Raw genomic sequence first — 21,772 nt, forward strand, 5'->3', positions numbered from 1 at the left:
CAGCGCCAGCCAGGCCGCAAGGCCCGCCCATGGCATGCGCCGCGCAAGGCGCGTGGGCGTGTTGCGCGGCAGGCCCGCCGCGGCCTCACGGGTGAGCATGGCATGCCGCAGGATGCGCCCGCCCCAGAGCGCCAGCGCCAGCCAGAGCAGCGCCGCGACGGCGACCTCGACCGCGCCGGTCATGACCGCCCCGTGCCGGAGTACCGCGAAAACCGTGGGGTAAAATGATACCGCAATTGCAACCCCTTGTTTTACCGTTACAAATCAGAATTCATGACGCTTGACTTTGCAAGGGCAATCCGCGACATACCGCCATCTTCGTGGGGGAGGCCCCGCGCTGGACATTCTGCGTGGGTCCGAGCCCGGATGCACGCCCGAAAGGAAGAACACATGAAGACCTTCACCGCGACTCCGGCGGATATCGAGAAGGAGTGGATCGTGATCGACGCCGAGGGCGTCGTTCTCGGCCGTCTCGCCTCGATCGTCGCCATGCGGCTGCGTGGCAAGCACAAGCCGTCCTTCACGCCCTCCATGGACATGGGCGACAATGTCATCGTCATCAACGCCGACAAGGTGCAGGTGACGGGCAACAAGCGCAACAAGCCGAACTACTGGCACACCGGGTTCCCGGGCGGCATCAAGTCGCGCACGACCGGCCAGATCCTCGAGGGCGACCACCCCGAGCGCGTCGTCATGCAGGCCGTCAAGCGCATGCTGCCGGGCAACCGCCTGTCGCGCCAGCAGATGACCAACCTGCGTGTCTACGCGGGAGCCGAGCATCCGCATTCGGCCCAGAACCCCACCGTTCTCGACGTCAAGTCGATGAACCCCAAGAACACCCGGAGCGCGTAACCCATGGCCGAGACCCTGACCTCGCTCGATGAGCTGAAAGGTGCCGTGGACGCGAGCGAGACCGCCGCGCCCCTGTCCTTCGACGATACCCCCCGTGCCCCCGTGCGCGACGCGCTCGGCCGGTCCTATGCGACCGGCAAGCGCAAGGACGCGGTCGCCCGCGTCTGGATCAAGCCGGGCTCCGGCAAGGTCGTCGTGAACGGCAAGGACATGTCCGCCTATTTCGCGCGTCCCGTGCTGCAGATGATCCTGCGCCAGCCCTTCACCGTGGCCGGCGTCGAGGGCGAGTTCGACGTGATGGCGACCGTCAAGGGCGGTGGCCTGTCGGGCCAGGCCGGTGCGGTCAAGCACGGCATCTCGAAGGCGCTGCAGCTTTACGAGCCGAGCCTGCGCGGCGCGCTGAAGGCGGCAGGTTTCCTGACCCGCGACAGCCGCGTGGTGGAGCGCAAGAAGTTCGGCCGCGCCAAGGCGCGCAAGAGCTTCCAGTTCTCCAAGCGCTGATCCGACGGATCCCCCTTGGTGCATGCATGGCGGGCCGTCCCCTTGGGGCGGCCCGTTTGCGTGTGCGGGCGGCGGCGGATTTCGGTGCGAAATCCGCAGGAGGGGGGCGCCGCTGGCGCGGCGCGGCTGTGCCCTTGGCGGGGGCGGCGCCCGGTCCTCGGGCGTGCCGCTCGGGGCAGGGGTGGGACGGCCGTATTTGGAGAAAGGTGAAGGGGTGGGCCGGGTCGCCCGGAGGACCGTGTGACGGGCTGCTTGACGGGCGCTGTGGCTGGGTCTAGCTGGCGGGCATGGCGCGCGCACCCCTTCTCCAGCTGACCGACATCTCGTTGACCTTCGGGGGCGAGCCGGTGTTTTCCGACCTCTCGCTCGTGGTGCAGGAGGGCGACCGGCTGGCGCTGGTGGGGCGCAACGGCTCGGGCAAATCCACGTTGATGAAGGTGATGGCGGGCCTTGTCGCGCCCGACACCGGTGCCGTCGTGACGCCCGAGGGTGTGCGCGTGGGCTACATGGAGCAGGACCCGGATTTCAGCGGTTTCGCCACGCTGGGGGATTTCGCGGTGGCGCGTCTTGGTGCGGTCGAGGGATGGCGGGTGGAGGCGGCGGCGGAGGGGCTGAAGCTGGACCTTGCCGCCGATCCGACCCGCGCCTCGGGCGGGGAGAGGCGGCGCGCGGCGCTGGCGCGGCTGTTGGCGGAAGCCCCCGAGTTGATGCTGCTGGACGAGCCCACGAACCATCTCGACATCGAGGCGATCGGATGGCTGGAGCGGGAGTTGTCTGCGACGCGGGCGGCCTTTCTGTTGATCAGCCATGACCGCGCCTTTCTGACGGCGCTGGCGCGGGGGACGATGTGGCTGGATCGTGGCGTGGTGCGGCGGCAGGAGCGCGGCTTCGACGCGTTCGAGGCCTGGCGCGACAAGACCTGGGAGGAAGAGGACCAGGCGCGCCACAAGCTCGATCGCAAGATCAAGGCCGAGGCCCGCTGGGCCGTCGAGGGGATCAGCGCGCGGCGCAAGCGCAACCAGGGCCGGGTGCGCGCGCTGCAGGCGCTGCGCGAGGAGCGGTCCTCGATGATCCGGCGGCAGGGTGCCGCCGAGATGGCGCTGGAGGCGGGCCAGCAATCGGGCAAGCGGGTGATCGAGGCGCGGGGCATCGCCAAGCGGTTCGGCGAGCGGGTGATCCTGCAACCCTTCGACCTGCGCGTGCTGCGCGGTGACCGGGTGGCTTTCGTCGGGCCCAACGGGGCGGGAAAGACCACGCTTCTCAACATGTTGACCGGTCAGCTGGCCCCCGACGAGGGGAGCGTGACGCTTGGCACCGGGATCGAGATGGCGGTCTTCGACCAGGCGCGCGCGCAGCTCGACCCCGAGGCGACGCTATGGGAGAGCCTGACCGAGGACCCCGCCGCCCGCGTCTCGGGCCGGTCGGACCAGGTGCTTGTGCGCGGCCAGCCGCGGCACGTGGTGGGCTATCTCAAGGAGTTCCTGTTCGACGAGCGGCAGGCGCGCGCGCCGGTGCGCTCCTTGTCGGGGGGCGAGAAGGCGCGGCTGTTGCTGGCGCGGATCATGGCGCGGCAGTCGAACCTGCTGGTGCTGGACGAGCCGACCAACGATCTGGATATCGAGACGCTCGACCTGCTGCAGGATCTGCTGGGCGAGTATCCGGGCACGGTGCTTCTGGTCAGCCATGACCGGGATTTCATCGACCGGGTGGCCAGCGTGACCGTGGCGCTGGAGCCCGGCGGGCGGGCCGTCGCCTATGCCGGGGGCTGGTCGGACATGCAGGCGCAACGCGGGCCGCGCGTGGCCCCCGAGGCGGCACCGGCGGCACCGGCGGCCGCGAAGAAGGCGAAACCGGCGTCGGACGCCAAGCCGAAGGCGGCTCAGGCTAAATCGGGGCTGAGTTTCACCGAGGCGCATCGGCTGAAGGAGCTGCCCGAGGTGATCGCGCGGCTGGAGGCGGAGATCGGCAAGCTGGCCGATCTTTTGTCGGATGCGGAGTTGTTCACGCGGGAGCCGGTGAAATTCGCCAAGGCGACCGAGGCCCTGGCCGAGCGGCAGGCACGGCTTGAGGCGGCCGAGGAAGAGTGGCTGACGCTCGAGGACAAGGCCGCGGGATAGCCGTGCGGTCGCTGGGCGGAGCCTGCGCGGTCTGCGTCAGGACTGGATGGATTGCAGGTAGGTGACCAGGTCCGCGACCGGTCGGCTCATCAGGACCGGTTGGCCGCCGGGGCCGGGCAGGGCGACATCGGGCCCGTCGCCTTCGAACCAGCGCCCGAAGATCGGCATGTCGCCGCCATGGGCGGCCATCGGGCGGCGGCCGTCGATCTGTTCGGCGGTGCGCAGCACGGGAAAGGCACCGTCCGCGGCGAGCCGGGTCAGATCGGCGGGCGGCAGGGTCAGGACGGGCCCCATCACGCCATCGCCGCGCCCCGTCGCGCCATGGCAGGCGGCGCAGAAATCGCGGTAGAGCAGGCGGCCGGCCTCGGCGTTCTGCGCCTCGGCGGGCAGGGTCGTGAGGGTCATGACTGCGGTGGCGGCCAAGGCGATGATCCTGTGCATCGCTGTCTCTCCTCCGTGTCGTCCTTTACGGGCAGGGTGCGCCGGGTGGGGGGCGCCTGCCTTGATCGGTGTCAAACCCGTTGCACCCCCGGCGCAGGCGCGCCTATCGTCGGGGCATGCGCGCGATCGTGCTTCTGCTGTGCCTCGGCCTGTCGGCCTGTGGCCGTCCGCTGACCGAGGCGGAGCGGGCCTACATGGCCGATCTGCAGGGTGACGGGTTCGACGCTGCAGCGGCGCGGATCGTGGCCAACCCGGTGATCGGGCTGATCACCCTGCGCCACCCGGCGCGGCCGCCGGTCACCTGCCGCGAGCGGGTCGTGCCGCCGCCCGAGGGTCCGGTGGTCGAGGGGCGGGTCGGTGGGATGGTCCTGTTCAACACGCTGCATGTGCGGCCCGACATGATGGTGCCCGATTACACGGTGATGGCGGACGGGCGACGGCATCTTTACGCGGCGATGTTCTTCGCCCATGAGATGACGCATGTCTGGCAGTGGCAGAACCGGGACGTGACGGGCTATCACCCGCTGCGGGCCGCCCGTGAGCATGCCGTTCTGGAGGACCCCTATCTCTTCGACGGGGAGGGCGGGGTGCGGTTCCTTGACCATGGTTACGAGGCGCAGGCCTCGCTGGTGGAGGAATACGTGTGTTGCCGGGCGCTGGACCCCGAGGGGGCGCGGACCGGGCGGCTGGAGGCGCTGATCGGGCAGGCGATGCCGGTCACGCCCTGGCGGGACCGCGCGGATGCGGTCGAGGTGTTCCTGCCCTGGGACGGCATCGTGCCGCAGGGGATCTGTTCGTGACAAAGGAAGCTACGCCGATGGGATACCAGGCTGTCGTGATGGTTCTTTCCGGGGTGGGCATCCCCGTTCTGGCGGCGTTGAACGCGCGGCTCGGGGCCAATATCGGCAGCCCGGCGGCGGCGGCGCTGGTGCTGTTCATGGTGGCGTTCTGCGCCACGGGCGCGGTGGTGCTGATGACCGGAACGGGGGCCTTCGCGCGGATGGCGGGGCAGCCGGGGCACCTGTTCCTGGGCGGCTTGTTCGTGGCCTTCTACGTGCTGTCGGTGACCTATGTCGCGCCCAGCTTCGGGGTCGGCAACGCGGTGTTCTTCGTGCTGCTGGGGCAGCTGATCTCGGCGGCGGTCATCGACCATTTCGGGCTGTTCGGGGCGCGGGTGGCCGAGGTCTCGCCGATGCGGCTGGCGGGGATCGCCGTGATGGCGCTGGGGGTCGCGCTGACGCAATTCGCGGGCCGGGGGTAGGGGGACCGCGGCAGGGGCGCATCGGAAAACGCCGCCCCCGAGGGGACGGCGCGGGCCGCTCGCAGTGCCGCGTGTCACGGCGTCGGGGGCGGCCGGGGCGTCTCGCCGTCCTCAGCCGTCCGACAGGCTGGTGATATAGGCGTAGAGATCGAGGGCGTCCTGTTCGGAGCGGACCCGGAAGGACATCGAGCTGCGCAGGCCGTTGTCGCCGCCGGCTTCGCGGGCAAATCCCGTAGGGTCCTGCACATAGGCCACGAAGGAGGCCTCGTCCCAGACGACGCCCGCCTCGTTCAGCGCCACAAGCCCCGGCGAGTAGCGGAACCCGTCCACCGCGCCGGCTGTGCGGCCGCTGATGCCGTAAAGATTGGGCCCCGTGCGTCCGGCACGCCCGGCCAGCACGTCGCCATCGGGGGTGGCGACCACGTGGCAGGCCACGCATTGACGGAAGGCGGCCTCACCGGCCGCGGCATCGCCTTGCGCCAGCGCCGGACCAGCCAGCAGCATCGCTGCGAGCACCGATGGAATTCGTGTCTTCACCTGTTCTCTCCTCTGTTGTGAAGAGCCGTCACGGCATGCGGTCACGGGCACGACACCACTGCCAAGGGAAGGCTTAGGCCACGTATTCAAGTTTCAGCATGTGTCATGGGGAAGCACCCGGCGCGCGACGCCTTCGCGGTGTGCGCTACGAGGGGCTTTACGCTCCCGGCAAAGCTGATGGCTTGATCGGGGGAAAGTGGCGGAGAGACAGGGATTCGAACCCTGGGTGGGCTTGCACCCACAACGGTTTTCGAGACCGCCCCGTTCGACCACTCCGGCACCTCTCCGCGCTTTGGGTCAGGGTCAGTAGGCCGGGCGTTTAACGGCCCTGACCGGGGGGCGCAAGGGGGGATCTCGGGGGAAAATGCAGATCACGAAATGGACAGGCCCCCGCGCGGGTGGTGGAAATCGCGGCGGGGGCACGCCATCTGTGGGAAAGTGACCCCAAGCTGACCGGAGTGAGCATGCCGTCCCGTTCGATTCTCGCCCTGCCGTTCCTGCTGGCCCCGCTGGCGGCCGGTCCCGTTGTCGTGCCAGTCCCGGCCCTGGCCCAGTCCGCGGGCGAGGCGCAGCTGGCCCCGTCCGGCACACGGTTGGCACAGGAAGCTCCGGAGCTTCAGGCCGTGTTCGAGGCGATGGGGGTCTACGAGATCCTCGGCGTGATGTCGTCCGAAGGGCTGGAGGCCGCCACCGGCATCGAGGATGACATGTTTCCGGGGCAGGGCGGCGGGGCGTGGCGGGCCGTGGTGGCGGGCATCTACGCCACCGACCGCATGATCGCACGCTTCGAGGATGGCGTTCCGGTGGAGCGGATGACGCCCGAGATCGTGGCCGAGTTGCAGGACTTCTACGACAGCCCGCTGGGCCAGCGCATCGCGCGGGGCGAAGTGGAGGGGCGGCAGGCGCTGCTCGATCCCGGCGTCGAGGAGGCCGCGCGCGCGCTGGCGCGCCAGCAGGCGGCCGAGGGGACCGAGCGGATGGAGCTTCTGCGCGCCTTCTCGGTGGCCAATGATTTCGTCGAGCGCAACGTGGCGGGGGCGCTCAACTCGAATTTCGCCTTTTACCGCGGCCTGTCGGATGGCGGGGCCTTCGAGACCGAGATCCCCCAGGAGCTGATGCTGGCCGAGGTCTGGGGGCAGGAGGCCGAGATCCGGCGGGAGACGACCGAGTGGCTCTTCGGCTACCAGGTGCTTGCCTACGAAGGGCTGAGCGATGCCGAGATGGCGCGTTATGTCGAGATGTCCGAGACCGAGGCGGGGCAGGTTCTGAACGCCGTTCTGTTCCAGGCCTTCGACGTGCTGTTCGACGATGTGAGCTACCAGTTGGGCAAGGCGGCCGCGACCTTCATCGCGGGCGAGGAGACCTGAGCCGCCGCGCTTGACAGAAGCGCCGTAAGGCGGCATACGGCGGCTTCCATTGCCGCCCGTGCTGGGCGGCTTTTGGTTTGTTGGAACGAACGCCCCCAGCGGGGCGCGCAGCTCGAAGGCGGGGATAGACCCCCGAAACGCCTGCAATCGCAGGGGCCGCAGGGCGCGGGATACGAAGGAAAGACGCATGTTCGCAGTCCTGAAGACGGGCGGCAAGCAGTACAAGGTGCAGTCGGGTGACGTTCTGCGCGTTGAGAAGCTGGCCGCCGAGGCGGGTGAAACCGTCCAGTTCAACGAGATTCTGATGCTCGGCGGGGACACCCCCAGCGTGGGCAGCCCGATGATCACCGGCGCGGCGGTTCAGGCCACCGTGATCGACCAGATCAAGGGCGAGAAGCTGATCCATTACGTCAAGCGCCGCCGCAAGCACTCGTCGCAGCGCAAGAAGGGTCACCGCCAGCAGCTGACGCTGGTGCGCATCACCGACATCCTGGCCTCGGGCGCAGAGGCGTCGGGCGTGAAGGCAGCTGTCGGCGCGGGTTCCGCTCCCGCCGCTGCGGCAGCGCCGGCCGCGAAAGCCGCAGCCCCCAAGGCAAAGGCCGCCCCCAAGGCCGCAGCCGCCGCAGGCGCGGATGACCTCAAGCAGCTGTCGGGCGTCGGCCCGGCGCTGGAAAAGAAGCTCCTCGAGGCGGGCGTGACCAGTTTCGCGCAGATCGCCGCATGGGGCCCGGAAGACATCGCCGAGTTCGACGAGAAGCTGTCCTTCAAGGGCCGCATCGAACGCGAAGGTTGGGTCGAACAGGCCAAGACGCTGGCCCAAGGCTAAGGAGACAGACACATGGCACATAAAAAAGCAGGTGGTAGCTCCCGCAACGGACGCGACAGCGCCGGCCGCCGTCTCGGCATCAAGAAGTTCGGCGGCGAAGCCGTCGTTCCCGGCAACATCATCGCGCGCCAGCGCGGCACCAAGTGGCATCCCGGTGCCGGCGTCGGCCTTGGTAAAGATCACACGATCTTCGCCGTTGTCGAAGGCAAGGTGAGCTTTGCGAAGGGCTTCAAGGGCCGCACCTTCATCTCGGTGCAGCCGGAGGCCGAGGCCGCGGAATAACGCCGTTCCCACGGGCATGTAAGTGAGGGGCCGGCGGATCGTCCGGCCCCTTCGCGTTTCTGTAACCCTCTTGTGCGACAGGCGGGGTTGCCCCACTTCCACCCAGAGGTGGCTCGAGGTCATCGGTCCGGAGGAGGGATCGACCATGAAGCAGGACATCATCGCCCCCGTGGCTCAAGCCCTGATCGAAGCGCCGCGCATGCTGCTGCGCCCGCTGCGCCGGTCGGATGCCGGGCTGATCGGGCATTATGCGGCGGATCGCCGCGTCGCGGAGATGACGACGACCTTGCCGCATCCCTATCCGCCGGGTGCTGCCGAGAGCTACGTGGCGCAGGTGATGCGCCCCGACCACCCCGAAACGGTCTGGGCGATGGATGCCTCGGAGATGGGCGGGGCCGAGCTGATGGGGGTGATCGGGCTGAAGGCGCTGGACCGCGGCCAGTCCGAGGTCGCCTATTGGGTCGCGCCCGCGATGTGGAACACCGGCTTCGCCTCCGAGGCGGTGCGCGCGCTGGTGCAGGCCAACCCGCTGGGCAACCAGACGATCTTCGCCAGCGTCTTCCAGGACAACCCCGGATCGGCGCGGGTGCTGACCAACGCGGGTTTCGATTACCTCGGCGATGCCGAGGCCTTTTCCGTGGCGCGCAACGCGAAGGTTGCGACATGGACCTATTTGAAACGGCTGGCCTGACCGCGTAAGGCTGTCGTCGGAGCCGGGGGTTCGCGCCCCCGATCCCCCGCAGGATTGATGTGCAACAAGCAAAAGGGGCGAGGCCGGGTGAACCGGCCCGCCGGGTGAGCCCGTGAAATTCCTCGATCTGGCCAAGGTCTATATCCGCTCGGGCGGTGGGGGCGGCGGCTGCGTGTCCTTCCGCCGCGAGAAATTCGTCGAATACGGCGGCCCCGACGGCGGCGACGGCGGGCGCGGCGGCGATGTCTGGGCCGAGGCCGTGGACGGGCTGAACACGCTGATCGACTTCCGCTACCAGCAGCATTTCTTCGCCAGGAACGGCCAACCGGGCATGGGCCGGCAGCGCTCGGGCAAGGATGGCGACGACATCGTGCTGCGCGTGCCCGCGGGGACCGAGATTCTCGACGAGGACGAAGAGACGGTGATCGCCGACCTGACCGAGGTGGGCCAGCGCGTGCTGCTCGCCAAGGGGGGCAACGGCGGCTGGGGCAACTTGCATTTCAAGACCTCGACCAACCAGGCGCCGCGCCGCGCCAACCCCGGACAGGAGGGGGTGGAGCGCACGCTGTGGCTGCGGCTGAAGCTGATCGCCGACGTGGGTCTTCTGGGCCTGCCCAACGCGGGCAAGTCGACCTTTCTGGCCGCCACCTCGAACGCGCGGCCGAAGATCGCGGATTATCCCTTCACCACGCTGCACCCGAACCTGGGCGTCGTGGGCGTGGACAACGTGGAATTCGTCGTGGCCGACATCCCCGGCCTGATCGAGGGTGCGCATGAGGGCCGCGGCCTGGGTGACCTGTTCCTTGGCCATGTCGAACGCTGCGCGGTGTTGCTGCATCTCGTGGATGGCACCTCCGAGGATGTGGTCGGCGATTACGAGACCATCATCGGGGAGCTGGAGGCCTACGCGCAGGAGCTTGCCGACAAACCCCGCATCACCGCGCTGAACAAGATCGACGCCCTGACCGACGAGGAGATCGCCGAGGCGCGCGCGGCCCTCGAGGAAGCCTCGGGCGGGCCGGTCATGGTCATGTCGGGCGTCGCCCGCACCGGCCTGATCGAGGTGTTGCGCGCCCTGCGCGCCCAGATCGACGCGGACCGCCTCAGGATGCGCGAGGGCCGCGAGGAGCCGGACCCGTGGCGGCCCTGACCGAGACGAGAGCCCCGGATCTCGCCGGAACGGCGCGGCTGGTCGTCAAGATCGGCTCGGCGCTGCTGGTCGACCGCGACAGCGGCGCGCTGCGCGCCGAATGGCTGCGCGCGCTGGCGCTTGACGTGGCGATGCTGAAGGCGCGGGGAATGGACGTGATCCTCGTCTCCTCCGGCTCCATCGCGCTGGGGCGCGGCGTGCTGGCGCTGGGGCAGGGGGCCTTGTCGCTGGACGAGGCGCAGGCGGCGGCCGCCGTCGGCCAGATCCGCCTCGCCCGCGCCTACGAGGAGGCGCTGGCCCCCCACGGCATCGTCACCGCGCAGATCCTGCTGACGCTGGATGACAGCGCCGACCGGCGGCGCTACCTGAACACGCGGGCCACCATGGCCGCACTGCTCGCGCGTGGCGTCGTGCCCATCGTCAACGAGAACGACACCATCGCCACCGACGAGATCCGCTACGGCGACAACGACCGGCTGGCCGCCAATGTCGCCGTCATGGCCGCGGCGGAAACCTGCATCCTGCTCTCCGACATCGACGGGCTTTATACCGCCAACCCGCGCGAGGATGCCGACGCGCGCCACCTGCCGGTGGTCGACGCGATCACCCCCGAGATCGAGGCGATGGCGGGCGATGCGGGCACGGGCCTGTCGAAGGGCGGGATGAAGACCAAGGTCATGGCCGCGCGCACCGCCACGGCGGCGGGCTGCGCCATGGCGATCACCGAAGGCTCGCTGCTGCGCCCGCTTTCGGCGCTGATGGAGGGCGCGCGCGCGACCTGGTTCACCGCCACGCTCGACCCGCAGACGGCGCGCAAGCGCTGGATCTCGGCGATGAAGCCCAAGGGCACCCTGCGGCTGGATGCGGGCGCGGTGGCGGCGATGGGGCGGGGCAAGTCGCTTTTGCCCGCGGGCGTCACCGCCGTTACGGGCAGCTTCGACCGGGGCGACCCGGTGGTGCTGGAAGGGCCCGAAGGCACGCATCTCGGCCTCGGCCTCAGCCGCTACACCGCGGCCGAGGCGCGGGCCATCGCGGGCCATCGCAGCGACGAGATCGCGGCGATCCTCGGCTATCCCGGCCGCGCGGCGCTGGTTCATCGTGACGACATGGCGGTGTGATCCGATGCATGGGCTCTTCTTCGAGGTGAAACCGAAACCCGGCCACATGGCGGAGTATTTCGCCCATGTGGACCGGCTGAAACCCGTACTGGCGCGGCACCGCGGGCTGCTGTTTCTCGAACGCTACCGGCCGCTCGACGACGCCGAGGCGCTGCTGTCGCACCAGCTGTGGCAGGACGAGGCCGCCATCGCCGCCTGGCGGGGGGAGGCCACCCATCGCGCCAGCCAGTCGGCCGGCCGCACGATCCATTTCGACGGCTACCGCATCCGCGTCGGCCTCGAGCTGGCCGGCCCCGAGGGCGCGGCGCGCCTCCTGCTCGCGGCCTATGGCCCGACCCCGCTCGAGCTGCCCGGCGGGCGGGCGCATGAAAGCGTGACCAATCCCGGCAAGTTCCTGACCCTTGCAGTCCCGCAAGATGCCGAAACCGCCCGCGACATGACCGCGGAGGCCCGTGGCGCGGGCGCGGACCGGCTCCGCCTCTTCCGCGTCGACCGCGACTACACCCTGACCGAGCGCGCCGAGGCCCCGCCGCGCTGACCGCCCCCTTCATCTTTCCCCAAATACGCCTATCCTGCCGGTGACAAAGGCCCGAGGTCCGCCATGAACGAGATGACGCAAGACATTCCCGCCCTGATGGAAACGCTCGGCCGCCGCGCGAAGGAGGCCGCCGCCGAGCTGGCCTTCGCCCCGCCCGAGGCAAAGCGCGCAGCACTGGAAGCGGCGGCCCGCGCCGTCGAGGCAAGGCAGGCCGAGATCCTGGCGGCCAACGAGAAGGACATGGCGTTCGGCCGCGACAAGGGCCTGTCGCCCGCCATGCTCGACCGGCTCAAGCTCGACGCTGCCCGGATCGCGGGCATCACCGCGGGGCTGCGCGCGGTGGCGGCGCAGGACGACCCGGTGGGCGCCGTCATGGCGGAATGGGACCGGCCCAACGGGCTGCACATAGCCCGCGTGCGCACGCCCCTTGGCGTCGTGGGCGTGATCTACGAAAGCCGCCCCAACGTGACCGCGGATGCGGGCGCGCTCTGCCTGAAATCGGGCAACGCGGTGATCCTGCGCGGCGGGTCTGAAAGCTTTCATTCCTCGGGGCTTCTGGTGGACTGCCTGCGCGCCGGGCTGGCCGAAGCGGGCCTGCCGCAAGATGCGGTGCAGCTGGTGCCCACGCGCGACCGCGCCGCGGTCAAGGCGCTGCTGGGCATGACGGAATTCGTCGACGTGATCGTGCCGCGCGGCGGCAAGGGGCTGGTGGGCCTCGTGCAGGCCGAGGCGCGGGTGCCGGTCTTCGCCCATCTCGAGGGGATCTGCCATGTCTACATCGACGCCGCCGCCGACCCGGAAAAGGCGCTTAAGGTCGTGCTGAACGCCAAGACGCGGCGCACCGGCATCTGCGGGGCCGCGGAATGCCTGCTGATCCACCGCGACGTGGCCGACACCATCGGGCAGGGCGTCCTGCGCGCCCTGATCGACGCGGGCGTCGAGGTGCGGGGCGACGAAAGCCTGCAGGGCATTCCGGGCGTGGTCCCCGCCAGCGCGGAGGATTGGGGCCGCGAGTTCCTCGACATGATCATCGCCGCCCGCGTGGTCGATGACATCGACGCGGCCATCGCCCATATCCGGCGGTATGGCTCCAGCCACACCGAAAGCATCCTCACCGAGGATGACGCGGCGGCCGCGCGCTTCTTCCAGCGGCTCGATTCAGCCATCCTGATGCGCAACGCCTCGACCCAGTTCGCCGATGGGGGCGAGTTCGGGATGGGGGCCGAGATCGGGATCGCCACGGGCAAGATGCACGCCCGCGGCCCGGTCGGCGCGGAACAGCTGACCTCGTTCAAATACCTCGTGACGGGTGACGGAACCACGCGACCGTGACACCGGGCACCCAAGGGCCTTGCAAGGCCCTTGCAAATCCCTTTCAAGGGATTTTCACCGCGACGCCAATCGTTTGCGCGTCGTTCTTCATGTCGAGCAGAAAGGCAGACCGATGACAGACCGCCGCAATGACCGCCCCGCCACGCTGGTGCGCCGGATGCCCCTGAACGAGGGCGTGAGCCGCCCCGTGGTCAGCCCGATCCAGCCTTCGGTCGTCTATGCCTCGCCCGACATCGACACGCTCCACGCGCAATACGAGGGCCGCGCACAGGGCTACACCTATGCCCGCGAAGGGCATCCGAACGCCACGCTGCTGGCGCAGAAGATCGACATGCTGGAGGGTGCGACCGGGGGCCTCGTCACCGGCTCGGGCATGTCGGCGGTCACCGCCGCGATCATGGGGCTGATGGGGGCGGGGGACCATATCATCGGCGCCGACCAGCTCTATGGCCGGTCGCTGCGCCTGATGCACCAGGACCTCGCACGCTTCGGCATCGCCACCACGGTTGTGGACCCGACCGACCCCGCGGCGCTCCGCGCTGCGATCCGGCCCGAGACCAAGATGATCCTCGTCGAGGTCGTCTCGAACCCCACGCTGCGCGTGGCCGACATGGAGGGCATCGCCGCCGTGGCGGCGGAGGCCGGCGTGCGGCTTGCGGTCGACAACACCTTCACCACGCCGATCGGCTACCGGCCCTTCGATCATGGGGCGGATATCGTCATCCATTCGGTGACCAAGCTGCTCGCGGGGCATTCCGACGTGACGCTGGGCTATGTCGCGGCAAAAGACCCCGCGGACGCCAAGGCGATCTACGATTTCGCCGTGACCACGGGCCTCACGCCCAGCCCCTATGAATGCTGGCTGGCCGAGCGCGGGCTGATGACCTTTCCGCTGCGCTTCGACCGGGCCGAGGCGAACGCCCGCGCGCTGGCCGACTGGCTGGCGGGTCAACCCAAGGTGGCCAAGGTGCTGTACCCCGGCCGGGCCGATCACCCCGACCACGCCCGCGCGCAGGCGCTTCTGGGCGGGCGCGACGGCAACATGTTGAGCTTCGCGATCCATGGCGACGAGGCCGCGGCCAACCGCATGGTGCAGGCGATGCCCGAGATGGCCTTTGCCCCGACGCTGGGCGATGTCGGCACCACCCTCAGCCACCCGGCGTCTTCCTCGCATCGGGGGCTGACGCCCGAGGGCCGCGCGGCGCTGGGGATCAGCGACGGGTTCTTCCGCATGTCGGTGGGGATCGAGGATGTGGCGATCCTCATGGCCGATCTCGAGGCCGGGCTGGCCGCGGTCTGAGCGGTCCGACCGCTCAGAGCGAGTGGAGCGGCGTCGAGCCGTCCAGCACGATCACGTCGAAATTCAGGGTGGGGGATTGCGCCTCCACCTCGCGGCGGATCAAATTGGCGCTCGGCAGTCTGTCGACCAGCGCCAGATACCGCCCCCGGTAGCCGCATTGCGTCAGAAGCCGCGCAAGGTCGAGCGCGTCGAAGGCGGGCGTCAGAAGCGGCGAGAGCACGAGGGCAGGGGCCTTGTCCCCGCTCAGGATCTCGTCCGTCACCTCCTCGAAGGGCACGCTGCGGATATAGGAGCGGGGCGACACGACATGGCGCGGCAGCGCCAGCACGACCTCGACGGTCAGCGCGATGGCAAGCACGCGCTGCGCGGAACTGTCGGTCGGCTTGGCCCCGTCATTCGTTGCCAGACGGCGCCGGTCTCTTCCGTCCATGCTCGGCACCATTTGCGGGCAGTGTGCTGAATTTCCGCGGCACGGCAATGGCTTGCACCATGGCATGCATCGCGTGCGTCACCGCGCTGCCCGCGCGCTGACATGGGAAAACCTACATTGCTTTGTCGATCTTCGCAAAGGCAACCTTTGCATTTCCATCAAATTTCCCGCAGTTGCCAAGCGGCGCGGAATGCGGCTATGCGACGGGAGACGTGGTCCGGCCTTGCCGGATCGGCCTCGGTCGGGGGGACACCACCGTGAGCGATACGCAACTGGTCGAGTTCATGGCCTCGGTTCCCGAACCGATGCTGCACCTGTCCTCCCAAGGGCAGGTGGACGGCAGTAATGCTGCCGCGCGGGCGCTCTTCGGGGACTGGATCGAGGGGCGCAGCTACGCCACGGTTCTGCGCCAGCCGGCGCTGCTCGGCCGGATCGAGGCGGTTCAGGCGGGCGGGGCTGCGGGCGATGCGCGGATGCAGGTCGCCGACCAGACCGGTGCGACGCAGTTCCGCGTCCTGATCACGCCGGTGGGCGCGGCGGGTCCGCGGGGGCAACGCGCGCTTTTGCTGCATTTCACCGACATCACCCACCTGCGCGAGGCCGAGGAGATGCGCCGCGACTTCGTCGCCAATGTCAGCCACGAGCTGCGCACGCCGCTGACCGCCGTTCTGGGCTTCATCGAGACCCTGCGCGGCCCCGCCCGCGAGGATGTCGCCGCGCGCGACCGGTTCCTCGGCATCATGGAGGCCGAGGCGCGGCGGATGAACCGGCTTGTATCGGACCTGCTGTCGCTCAGCCGGGTCGAATCGCAGGAGCGGCAGCGCCCGTCGGGCGATGTCGATCTGCGCGCGGTGCTGGAGGGGGTGATCGCGGCGCTGAGACCCGGCGCCGAAGACCAGAACAGCGCCCTGACGCTCGAGACGCGGCCGGCCGCGCCGGCGCTGCTGATGGGCAACGAAGGGCAGGGGTTCCGCTTGCGCGGCGACCGCGACCAGCTGATGCAGGTCTTTCTGAATTTGACCGAGAACGCCCTGAAATATGGCGGCGAGGGACGGCCTGTCACGCTGCGGCTGGGCTGGGAAGAGGGCGCGGGCAGCCTGAAGGGACCGGTGCTGCGGGTGGATGTGGTGGACCGGGGCGATGGAATCGATCCGTTACATATCCCTCGCCTGACCGAACGATTCTACCGTGTCGACACCCATCGCAGCCGCGCGATGGGCGGCACGGGGCTGGGGCTGGCGATCGTGAAGCATATCGTGAACCGCCACCGCGGGAGGCTGAGGATCGAGTCGCATCCCGGCCAAGGCAGTGTTTTCTCGGTCATTCTGCCGCCGGAATAGGGTTTTGGCGCGCATGACGCCGAGGCCGATAGCCGGTTCGAAGGCCGCCGGGCGGTCGCTGTCATGAAACTGTTACATACCTGTCACAAAAGCGTGGCGCAGGGCCGGTAGGCGGCGTCCCAAGGATGGGTCAACCGGCGCATCCGGGATGTCTGAACACACACCAGGAGAGCATTTCATGTCGCTCGCAAAACTTTCCGTCTCCGTGCTGGCCGTTGCCGCCGTCTCCGCCACGGCCGCCGTCGCACAGAGCCGCGACAACGTGCAGGTCGCAGGGTCGTCGACCGTTCTGCCCTACGCCTCGATCGTCGCCGAAGCCTTCGGCGAGAACTTCGACTTCCCGACCCCCGTCGTTGAATCGGGCGGCTCCTCGACCGGCCTGCGTCGCTTCTGCGAAGGCGTCGGCGAGAACACCATCGACATCGCCAACTCGTCGCGCTCGATCCGCTCCTCGGAAATCGAGACCTGCGCAGCCAACGGCGTGACCGACATCATCGAAGTGCGCTTCGGCTATGACGGCATCGTCTTCGCCTCCGATATCAACGGCCCGTCCTTCGAGTTCACCCAGTCGGACTGGTATCTCGCGCTGGCCGCCAACCTGCCCGTCGACGGCGAAATGGTCGCCAACCCGAACACCACCTGGGACCAGGTCCGCGCCGACCTGCCCGCGCAGACCATCGCCGCCTACATCCCCGGCACCCGTCACGGCACGCGCGAAGTGTTCGACGAGAACGTGATCCTGCAGGGTTGCGAAGACTCGGGCGCCATGGCCGCCATGATGGAAATGGGCATGGATGAAGATGCAGCCGAAGAGGCCTGCATGGAAATCCGCGCCGACGGCGTGTCGACCGACATCGACGGCGACTACACCGAGACGCTGGCGCGCATCACCGCCAACCCCGAGGGCATCGGCGTGTTCGGCCTGGCGTTCTACGAGAACAACACCGACCGTCTGCAGGTTGCGACCATGGCCGGCGTCGAGCCGACCGTCGCCAACATCGCCTCGGGCGAGTACCCGGTGTCGCGTCCGCTGTTCTTCTACATCAAGGCAGCGCACATCGGCGTCATCCCCGGCCTGAAGGAATACGCGTCCTTCTTCGTCTCCGACGACATCGCAGGCCCCTTCGGCCCGCTGGCGGCCTACGGCCTCGTGGCCGACCCGGAACTGGCCGAGACCCAGGCCGTGATCGAGAACGAAGTTCTCATGGGCGACATGTGATCGTCTGACGACCTACGTGGGGGGCGCGTTCGGCGCGCCCCCTGCACACCATCAGCCGGGCCTTGCCCGGCGCATGTTTCACGGGACACCCCTCATGCCGCTACTCTGGATCATCGTGATCGTCCTGTTGCTGGGCGCCGCGGGCTTCGTTCTGGGCCGCCAGCGCGCCGTCGCCAGCGCCGGGGGGGATGCCCGCATCCTGCATTCGTTGCCGAACTACTACGGCACCAACGTTCTTATCCTGTCCGTCGTGCCCGCGCTTCTGGTGATGGCGGTCTGGCTGATCATTCAGCCCATGGTCATCGAAAGCCGCGTCACCGGCATGATCCCCGAGGCCGCCATCGAAGAGGCCGGGAGCCGCAGCCTCGTGATGTCGGACGTGCGGCGGGTGGCAGACGGTCTTGATACCGCCATCGCGGCGGGGGCGCTGACGCCCGAACAGGCACGCGGCATGCGCACCGAACTGACCGATGTACGCGCCCGGCTGGGCGAGATCGGCGTCGCGCTCGGCGGCGAGGTGTCCTCCGAGGTGCTGGCCGCCGCGCAAAGCTATCGCGGGCTGAAACGCAGCGGCAACCTGATGATGACGGTCGCGGTCCTGGCCCTCGCCGCGCTCGGGCTGGCTTATGGCTACATCCGCACCAACCGCGAGTTCCGCGCCCGCAACGCGGTCGAGGTGGCGATCCTCGCCATCCTGATGCTGGCCTCGACCATCGCCATCCTGACCACGGTCGGCATCGTCTTCTCGATGCTGTTCGAGACCTTCAACTTCTTCGAGCTCTACCCCTGGCGCGAGTTCTTCTTCGGCCTCGAATGGCGGCCCAGTTTCGAGGGCGGCTCGGACCTTGGCCTGATCCCGCTGCTCTGGGGCACGCTCTATGTGTCGGTGATCGCGCTGCTGGTTTCGGTGCCCATCGGGTTGTTCGCGGCGATCTACATGGCGGAATACGCAGGCAAGCGGATGCGCGCGGTCGCCAAGCCGCTGCTCGAGATCCTCGCCGGCATCCCGACCATCGTCTACGGCCTGTTCGCGCTGATCACGGTCGGCCCGCTGCTGCGCGATTACTTCGCCGCGCCGCTGGGGCTTGGCTCTTCGTCGTCGTCTGTGATGACGGCCGGGGTGGTGATGGGCATCATGCTTATCCCCTTCGTCTCGTCGCTGTCGGACGACATCATCAACGCGGTGCCGCAGAGCTTGCGCGACGGCTCCTACGGGCTGGGCGCGACGCAGTCTGAAACCGTGCGGCAGGTGATCCTGCCCGCGGCCCTGCCGGGTATCGTGGGCGCGGTCCTGCTGGCCGCCAGCCGCGCCATCGGCGAGACGATGATCGTGGTGCTGGGGGCAGGGGCCGCGGCCGCGCTGTCGCTCAACCCGTTCGAGGCGATGACGACCGTCACCGTCAAGATCGTCGGCCAGCTGACCGGCGACACCGATTTCTCCAGCCCCGAGGCGCTGGTCGCCTTTGCGCTGGGGCTGACCCTCTTTGTCCTCACGCTGGGGCTGAACGTTCTCGCGCTCTACATCGTGCGCAAATACCGGGAGCAGTACGAATGACCGACGCGACCGCAGGCAGCGCGCCCAGGACGCCCGCGCGTTCCCTTTTCGCCGAGGACGCCCGCACCAAGCGCCGCAACCGCGCCGAGGCCCGCTTTCGCGCCTACGGGCTGGCGGCCGTGGTGATCGGCATCCTTGCGCTGATCATGCTGCTGATCTCGATCCTGTCGAACGGGCTGTCGTCCTTCCGGCAGACCTATGTCACCTTCCCGGTCGAACTGGCCGAGGCGCGGCTCGATCCGCAGGGCAACCGCAACCCCGAGGAAATAGCCGCGGTCACCACCTTCGGTTACCTGCCGGTGATGGCGATGGCCTTCATCGAGCATGTGGACGCGATGGGCATCGAGCATGACCTGAGCCCGCAGGAAATGGCCGCGATGATCTCGGGCGAGGCCCCGGCGCAACTGCGCGCCATGGTGCTGGCGAACCCCGATCTCGTGGGCCAGACCGTGACCCTCGAGATGCTGGTGAACGGGCGGATCGACGGCTATTTCAAGGGCCGCGTCACGATGGCAAGCGCCGAGCGCGACAACAACGTGACGCCGGGCCAGCTGGTGCTGGCGCAGGCGCTGGCGGATGCGGGCGCGATGGAGACGCGGTTCAACTGGAACTTCATCACCGCGCCCGACGCCTCGGGCCAGCGCCCGGAAGCGGCCGGCCTCGGCGTGGCGATCATCGGGTCGTTCTACATGATGCTCGTGGTGCTGGCACTGGCGCTGCCCATCGGGGTCGCGGCCTCGATCTACCTCGAGGAATTTGCGCCGAAGAACCGGCTGACCGACATCATCGAGGTGAACATCTCGAACCTGGCCGCCGTGCCCTCCATCGTCTTCGGCATCCTCGGCCTTGCGATCTTCATCAACTTCGCGGGCCTGCCGCAATCGGCGCCCATCGTGGGCGGGCTCGTGCTGACGCTGATGACCTTGCCGACGATCATCATCGCCACGCGGGCGTCCTTGCGCGCCGTGCCCCCCTCGATCCGCGAGGCGGCCCTTGGCGTCGGCGCCTCCAAGATGCAGGCGGTCTTTCACCATGTCCTGCCGCTGGCCGCCCCCGGCATCCTGACCGGCACGATCATCGGCCTGGCGCAGGCGCTGGGGGAAACCGCGCCGCTGCTGCTGATCGGGATGGTGGCCTTCGTCCGCGAATACCCCGCGGCCCCGCTGGACGGCCTGTTCGATCCCGCCTCGGCCCTGCCGGTGCAGGTCTACAACTGGACTCAGCGCTCGGACCCTGCCTTTGTGGAACGCGCCTCGGGGGCGATCATCGTCCTGCTCGTGTTCCTGGTTTTCATGAATGCGGTGGCGATCATGCTCCGCCGTCGCTTCGAACGGCGCTGGTAGGACCGTCATGGAGGATACGAACATGAACGATATGCGCGTAACGGAGCGGACCGTGACCGACAAACAGATCAAGATGAAAGCCCGCAAGGTGCAGGTCTTCTACGGCGACAACCACGCGATCAAGGACGTGGATGTCGACATCGAGGACAAGACGGTGACCGCCTTCATCGGCCCCTCGGGCTGCGGCAAGTCCACCTTCCTGCGCTGCCTGAACCGGATGAACGACACCATCGACGTGTGCCGCGTCGAAGGCGAGATCGACCTGGAGGGCGAGGATATCTACGACGCCAAGGTCGATCCGGTGCAGCTGCGCGCCAAGGTGGGCATGGTGTTCCAGAAACCCAACCCGTTCCCCAAGTCGATCTACGACAACGTGGCCTACGGCCCGCGCATCCACGGGCTTGCCCGCAGCAAGGCCGAGTTGGACGAGATCGTCGAGAAATCGCTGCGCCGCGCCGCGATCTGGAACGAGGTCAAGGACCGTCTGCAGGCACCCGGAACGGGCCTGTCGGGCGGCCAGCAGCAGCGCCTGTGCATCGCGCGCGCGGTGGCGACCAGCCCCGAGGTGCTGTTGATGGACGAGCCCTGTTCGGCGCTCGACCCCATCGCCACGGCGCAGGTCGAGGAACTGATCGACGAGCTGCGCGAGCGCTTCTCGGTCGTGATCGTGACCCACTCGATGCAGCAGGCCGCGCGCGTCAGCCAGAAGACCGCGTTTTTCCACCTCGGGAACCTCGTCGAATTCGGCGAGACCTCGAAGATCTTCACCAATCCCGACGATCCCCGCACCGAAAGCTACATCACGGGCCGGATCGGTTGAGGCAGCACAGCAGGGCAGGGGAGCAGACCATGCCGCATTCGGAACATATCGTCTCGGGTTTCGACCGTGACCTCGAGGGCATCCAGGCGATGATCATGCGCATGGGTGGCCTGGTCGAAGAGGCCATCGCCAAGGCCACGGAGGCGCTCGAGGCGCGTGACCTAGAGCTGGCCCGCGCCGTGCGCGCAGGCGACAAGGCCATCGACGCGCTGGACGAACAGGTCAACGACGAGGCCGCCCGCGTCATCGCGCAGCGTCAGCCCATCGCCACCGATCTGCGGACGGTGCTGACCGTCTTCCGCATCTCGACCAACCTCGAGCGGATCGGCGACTACGCCAAGAACATCGCCAAGCGCACCGAAACGATCATCGACCAGCCCCCCGTGAACGGCACCGGGGCCTCGCTGCGGCGCATGGCGCGGCAGGTGGAGCTGATGCTCAAGGACGCGCTCGACGCCTATATCCAGCGCGACGCCGATCTTGCGCAGGATGTGCGCAACCGCGACCTCGACGTGGACCAGATGTATTCCGCTCTGTTCCGCGAATACCTTACCTTCATGATGGAGGATCCGCGCAACATCACGACCTGCATGCACCTGCATTTCATGGCGAAGAACATCGAGCGCATGGGCGACCATGTCACCTCGATCGCCGAGCAGGTGATCTATCTCGTGACCGGCGACATGCCCGACGACGAGCGGCCCAAGCAGGACCGCACGGCGCATGACGCGGGCCTGCAGGGGTAGGGCGGG

Annotated in this window: 24 protein-coding genes and 1 tRNA gene; 20 read left to right on the plus strand and 5 right to left on the minus strand. The window is 68.5% G+C overall.

Annotated features, from left to right (window positions below):
* Positions 1–183, minus strand: a 183-nt coding sequence (locus QQK83_RS13580; protein WP_284265067.1) for a hypothetical protein, incomplete at its 3' end; no start/stop codon positions are given.
* Positions 184–390: 207 nt separating this feature from the next.
* On the opposite strand from QQK83_RS13580, the gene rplM reads away from it, so the two are divergent.
* From rplM to QQK83_RS13595, 3 genes are all read left to right on the plus strand, one after another.
* Positions 391–852, plus strand: coding sequence for a 50S ribosomal protein L13 (rplM, locus tag QQK83_RS13585; RefSeq protein ID WP_284265069.1), 462 nt, complete (start codon positions 391–393; stop codon positions 850–852).
* A gap of 3 nt (positions 853–855) precedes the next feature.
* Complete coding sequence (gene rpsI, locus QQK83_RS13590; RefSeq protein ID WP_284265071.1) at positions 856–1,353, plus strand: 30S ribosomal protein S9; 498 nt, start codon at positions 856–858, stop codon at positions 1,351–1,353.
* A gap of 287 nt (positions 1,354–1,640) precedes the next feature.
* A complete protein-coding gene (locus QQK83_RS13595; protein WP_284265073.1) occupies positions 1,641–3,470 on the plus strand; it encodes an ABC-F family ATP-binding cassette domain-containing protein in 1,830 nt (609 codons plus the stop codon).
* Between the two features lie 36 nt (positions 3,471–3,506).
* Here QQK83_RS13595 and QQK83_RS13600 read toward each other — a convergent pair whose 3' ends face one another.
* Positions 3,507–3,875 carry a c-type cytochrome gene (locus QQK83_RS13600; protein ID WP_284265075.1) on the minus strand — a complete coding sequence of 123 codons (369 nt, stop codon included), beginning with the start codon at positions 3,873–3,875 and terminating at the stop codon, positions 3,507–3,509.
* A 152-nt stretch (positions 3,876–4,027) separates the two neighbouring features.
* On the opposite strand from QQK83_RS13600, the gene QQK83_RS13605 reads away from it, so the two are divergent.
* Both QQK83_RS13605 and QQK83_RS13610 read left to right on the plus strand, forming a co-directional pair.
* Entirely contained in the window at positions 4,028–4,711 is a 684-nt protein-coding gene (locus QQK83_RS13605) for a hypothetical protein (RefSeq protein ID WP_284265077.1), read from the plus strand.
* Between the two features lie 17 nt (positions 4,712–4,728).
* Positions 4,729–5,172 (plus strand): DMT family transporter, encoded by a 444-nt coding sequence (locus QQK83_RS13610; RefSeq protein ID WP_284265079.1) that lies wholly within the window; start codon positions 4,729–4,731, stop codon positions 5,170–5,172.
* A 111-nt stretch (positions 5,173–5,283) separates the two neighbouring features.
* Here the strand turns inward: QQK83_RS13610 and QQK83_RS13615 are convergent, their stop codons facing one another.
* A complete protein-coding gene (locus tag QQK83_RS13615; RefSeq protein WP_284265080.1) occupies positions 5,284–5,709 on the minus strand; it encodes a c-type cytochrome in 426 nt (141 codons plus the stop codon).
* A 197-nt stretch (positions 5,710–5,906) separates the two neighbouring features.
* A tRNA-Ser gene (locus QQK83_RS13620) sits at positions 5,907–5,996 on the minus strand.
* A gap of 177 nt (positions 5,997–6,173) precedes the next feature.
* Here QQK83_RS13620 and QQK83_RS13625 point away from each other — a divergent pair.
* The 9 genes from QQK83_RS13625 to QQK83_RS13665 all read left to right on the plus strand — a co-directional run bounded on the left by QQK83_RS13625 (position 6,174) and on the right by QQK83_RS13665 (position 14,313).
* The gene (locus QQK83_RS13625; protein ID WP_284265081.1) at positions 6,174–7,076 is read left to right on the plus strand and encodes a DUF2059 domain-containing protein; all 903 of its coding nucleotides are present in this window, start codon (positions 6,174–6,176) and stop codon (positions 7,074–7,076) included.
* Between the two features lie 187 nt (positions 7,077–7,263).
* The gene (locus QQK83_RS13630; RefSeq protein ID WP_284265083.1) at positions 7,264–7,902 is read left to right on the plus strand and encodes a 50S ribosomal protein L21; all 639 of its coding nucleotides are present in this window, start codon (positions 7,264–7,266) and stop codon (positions 7,900–7,902) included.
* Between the two features lie 12 nt (positions 7,903–7,914).
* The gene (rpmA, locus tag QQK83_RS13635) at positions 7,915–8,184 is read left to right on the plus strand and encodes a 50S ribosomal protein L27 (protein ID WP_284265084.1); all 270 of its coding nucleotides are present in this window, start codon (positions 7,915–7,917) and stop codon (positions 8,182–8,184) included.
* Between the two features lie 145 nt (positions 8,185–8,329).
* Entirely contained in the window at positions 8,330–8,875 is a 546-nt protein-coding gene (locus QQK83_RS13640; RefSeq protein ID WP_284265086.1) for a GNAT family N-acetyltransferase, read from the plus strand.
* A 112-nt stretch (positions 8,876–8,987) separates the two neighbouring features.
* Positions 8,988–10,025, plus strand: coding sequence for a GTPase ObgE (gene obgE, locus QQK83_RS13645; RefSeq protein ID WP_284265088.1), 1,038 nt, complete (start codon positions 8,988–8,990; stop codon positions 10,023–10,025).
* Positions 10,013–11,143, plus strand: coding sequence for a glutamate 5-kinase (proB, locus tag QQK83_RS13650; protein ID WP_284265090.1), 1,131 nt, complete (start codon positions 10,013–10,015; stop codon positions 11,141–11,143). The genes obgE and proB overlap by 13 nt, the downstream gene beginning before the upstream one ends.
* A gap of 4 nt (positions 11,144–11,147) precedes the next feature.
* Entirely contained in the window at positions 11,148–11,681 is a 534-nt protein-coding gene (locus QQK83_RS13655; protein WP_284265092.1) for an antibiotic biosynthesis monooxygenase family protein, read from the plus strand.
* Positions 11,682–11,744: 63 nt separating this feature from the next.
* The gene (locus tag QQK83_RS13660; RefSeq protein WP_284265094.1) at positions 11,745–13,013 is read left to right on the plus strand and encodes a glutamate-5-semialdehyde dehydrogenase; all 1,269 of its coding nucleotides are present in this window, start codon (positions 11,745–11,747) and stop codon (positions 13,011–13,013) included.
* 112 nt (positions 13,014–13,125) lie between these two features.
* Positions 13,126–14,313 carry a trans-sulfuration enzyme family protein gene (locus tag QQK83_RS13665; RefSeq protein ID WP_284265096.1) on the plus strand — a complete coding sequence of 396 codons (1,188 nt, stop codon included), beginning with the start codon at positions 13,126–13,128 and terminating at the stop codon, positions 14,311–14,313.
* A gap of 13 nt (positions 14,314–14,326) precedes the next feature.
* Here QQK83_RS13665 and QQK83_RS13670 read toward each other — a convergent pair whose 3' ends face one another.
* Complete coding sequence (locus QQK83_RS13670; protein ID WP_284265098.1) at positions 14,327–14,743, minus strand: hypothetical protein; 417 nt, start codon at positions 14,741–14,743, stop codon at positions 14,327–14,329.
* Between the two features lie 257 nt (positions 14,744–15,000).
* On the opposite strand from QQK83_RS13670, the gene QQK83_RS13675 reads away from it, so the two are divergent.
* The 6 genes from QQK83_RS13675 (at position 15,001) to phoU (ending at position 21,766) form a co-directional block, all read left to right on the plus strand.
* A complete protein-coding gene (locus QQK83_RS13675; protein WP_284265100.1) occupies positions 15,001–16,083 on the plus strand; it encodes a sensor histidine kinase in 1,083 nt (360 codons plus the stop codon).
* A gap of 178 nt (positions 16,084–16,261) precedes the next feature.
* Positions 16,262–17,302, plus strand: coding sequence for a substrate-binding domain-containing protein (locus QQK83_RS13680; protein WP_284265102.1), 1,041 nt, complete (start codon positions 16,262–16,264; stop codon positions 17,300–17,302).
* 94 nt (positions 17,303–17,396) lie between these two features.
* Positions 17,397–18,857: a phosphate ABC transporter permease subunit PstC gene (gene pstC / locus QQK83_RS13685; RefSeq protein ID WP_284265104.1), complete on the plus strand. Its 1,461-nt coding sequence runs from the start codon at positions 17,397–17,399 to the stop codon at positions 18,855–18,857.
* Positions 18,854–20,200, plus strand: a complete 1,347-nt coding sequence (gene pstA / locus QQK83_RS13690; RefSeq protein ID WP_284265105.1) for a phosphate ABC transporter permease PstA — start codon at positions 18,854–18,856, stop codon at positions 20,198–20,200. The genes pstC and pstA overlap by 4 nt, the downstream gene beginning before the upstream one ends.
* A gap of 22 nt (positions 20,201–20,222) precedes the next feature.
* Complete coding sequence (gene pstB / locus QQK83_RS13695) at positions 20,223–21,020, plus strand: phosphate ABC transporter ATP-binding protein PstB (protein ID WP_284265107.1); 798 nt, start codon at positions 20,223–20,225, stop codon at positions 21,018–21,020.
* A gap of 29 nt (positions 21,021–21,049) precedes the next feature.
* A complete protein-coding gene (gene phoU / locus QQK83_RS13700; RefSeq protein WP_284265109.1) occupies positions 21,050–21,766 on the plus strand; it encodes a phosphate signaling complex protein PhoU in 717 nt (238 codons plus the stop codon).
* Positions 21,767–21,772: the final 6 nt, after the last annotated feature.

This window comes from Roseicyclus amphidinii (genome assembly GCF_030163755.1).
Classification (GTDB): Bacteria; Pseudomonadota; Alphaproteobacteria; order Rhodobacterales; family Rhodobacteraceae; genus Roseicyclus; species Roseicyclus amphidinii.

Coding starts and splice junctions, on each gene's coding strand:
- rplM (WP_284265069.1), top strand. CDS start 391: ATGAAGACCTTCACCGCGACTCCGGCGGATATCGAGAAGGAGTGGATC.
- rpsI (WP_284265071.1), top strand. CDS start 856: ATGGCCGAGACCCTGACCTCGCTCGATGAGCTGAAAGGTGCCGTGGAC.
- QQK83_RS13595 (WP_284265073.1), top strand. CDS start 1,641: ATGGCGCGCGCACCCCTTCTCCAGCTGACCGACATCTCGTTGACCTTC.
- QQK83_RS13600 (WP_284265075.1), bottom strand. CDS start 3,875: ATGACCCTCACGACCCTGCCCGCCGAGGCGCAGAACGCCGAGGCCGGC.
- QQK83_RS13605 (WP_284265077.1), top strand. CDS start 4,028: ATGCGCGCGATCGTGCTTCTGCTGTGCCTCGGCCTGTCGGCCTGTGGC.
- QQK83_RS13610 (WP_284265079.1), top strand. CDS start 4,729: ATGGGATACCAGGCTGTCGTGATGGTTCTTTCCGGGGTGGGCATCCCC.
- QQK83_RS13625 (WP_284265081.1), top strand. CDS start 6,174: ATGCCGTCCCGTTCGATTCTCGCCCTGCCGTTCCTGCTGGCCCCGCTG.
- QQK83_RS13630 (WP_284265083.1), top strand. CDS start 7,264: ATGTTCGCAGTCCTGAAGACGGGCGGCAAGCAGTACAAGGTGCAGTCG.
- rpmA (WP_284265084.1), top strand. CDS start 7,915: ATGGCACATAAAAAAGCAGGTGGTAGCTCCCGCAACGGACGCGACAGC.
- QQK83_RS13640 (WP_284265086.1), top strand. CDS start 8,330: ATGAAGCAGGACATCATCGCCCCCGTGGCTCAAGCCCTGATCGAAGCG.
- QQK83_RS13655 (WP_284265092.1), top strand. CDS start 11,148: ATGCATGGGCTCTTCTTCGAGGTGAAACCGAAACCCGGCCACATGGCG.
- QQK83_RS13660 (WP_284265094.1), top strand. CDS start 11,745: ATGAACGAGATGACGCAAGACATTCCCGCCCTGATGGAAACGCTCGGC.
- QQK83_RS13665 (WP_284265096.1), top strand. CDS start 13,126: ATGACAGACCGCCGCAATGACCGCCCCGCCACGCTGGTGCGCCGGATG.
- QQK83_RS13670 (WP_284265098.1), bottom strand. CDS start 14,743: ATGGACGGAAGAGACCGGCGCCGTCTGGCAACGAATGACGGGGCCAAG.
- QQK83_RS13680 (WP_284265102.1), top strand. CDS start 16,262: ATGTCGCTCGCAAAACTTTCCGTCTCCGTGCTGGCCGTTGCCGCCGTC.
- pstC (WP_284265104.1), top strand. CDS start 17,397: ATGCCGCTACTCTGGATCATCGTGATCGTCCTGTTGCTGGGCGCCGCG.
- pstA (WP_284265105.1), top strand. CDS start 18,854: ATGACCGACGCGACCGCAGGCAGCGCGCCCAGGACGCCCGCGCGTTCC.
- pstB (WP_284265107.1), top strand. CDS start 20,223: ATGAACGATATGCGCGTAACGGAGCGGACCGTGACCGACAAACAGATC.
- phoU (WP_284265109.1), top strand. CDS start 21,050: ATGCCGCATTCGGAACATATCGTCTCGGGTTTCGACCGTGACCTCGAG.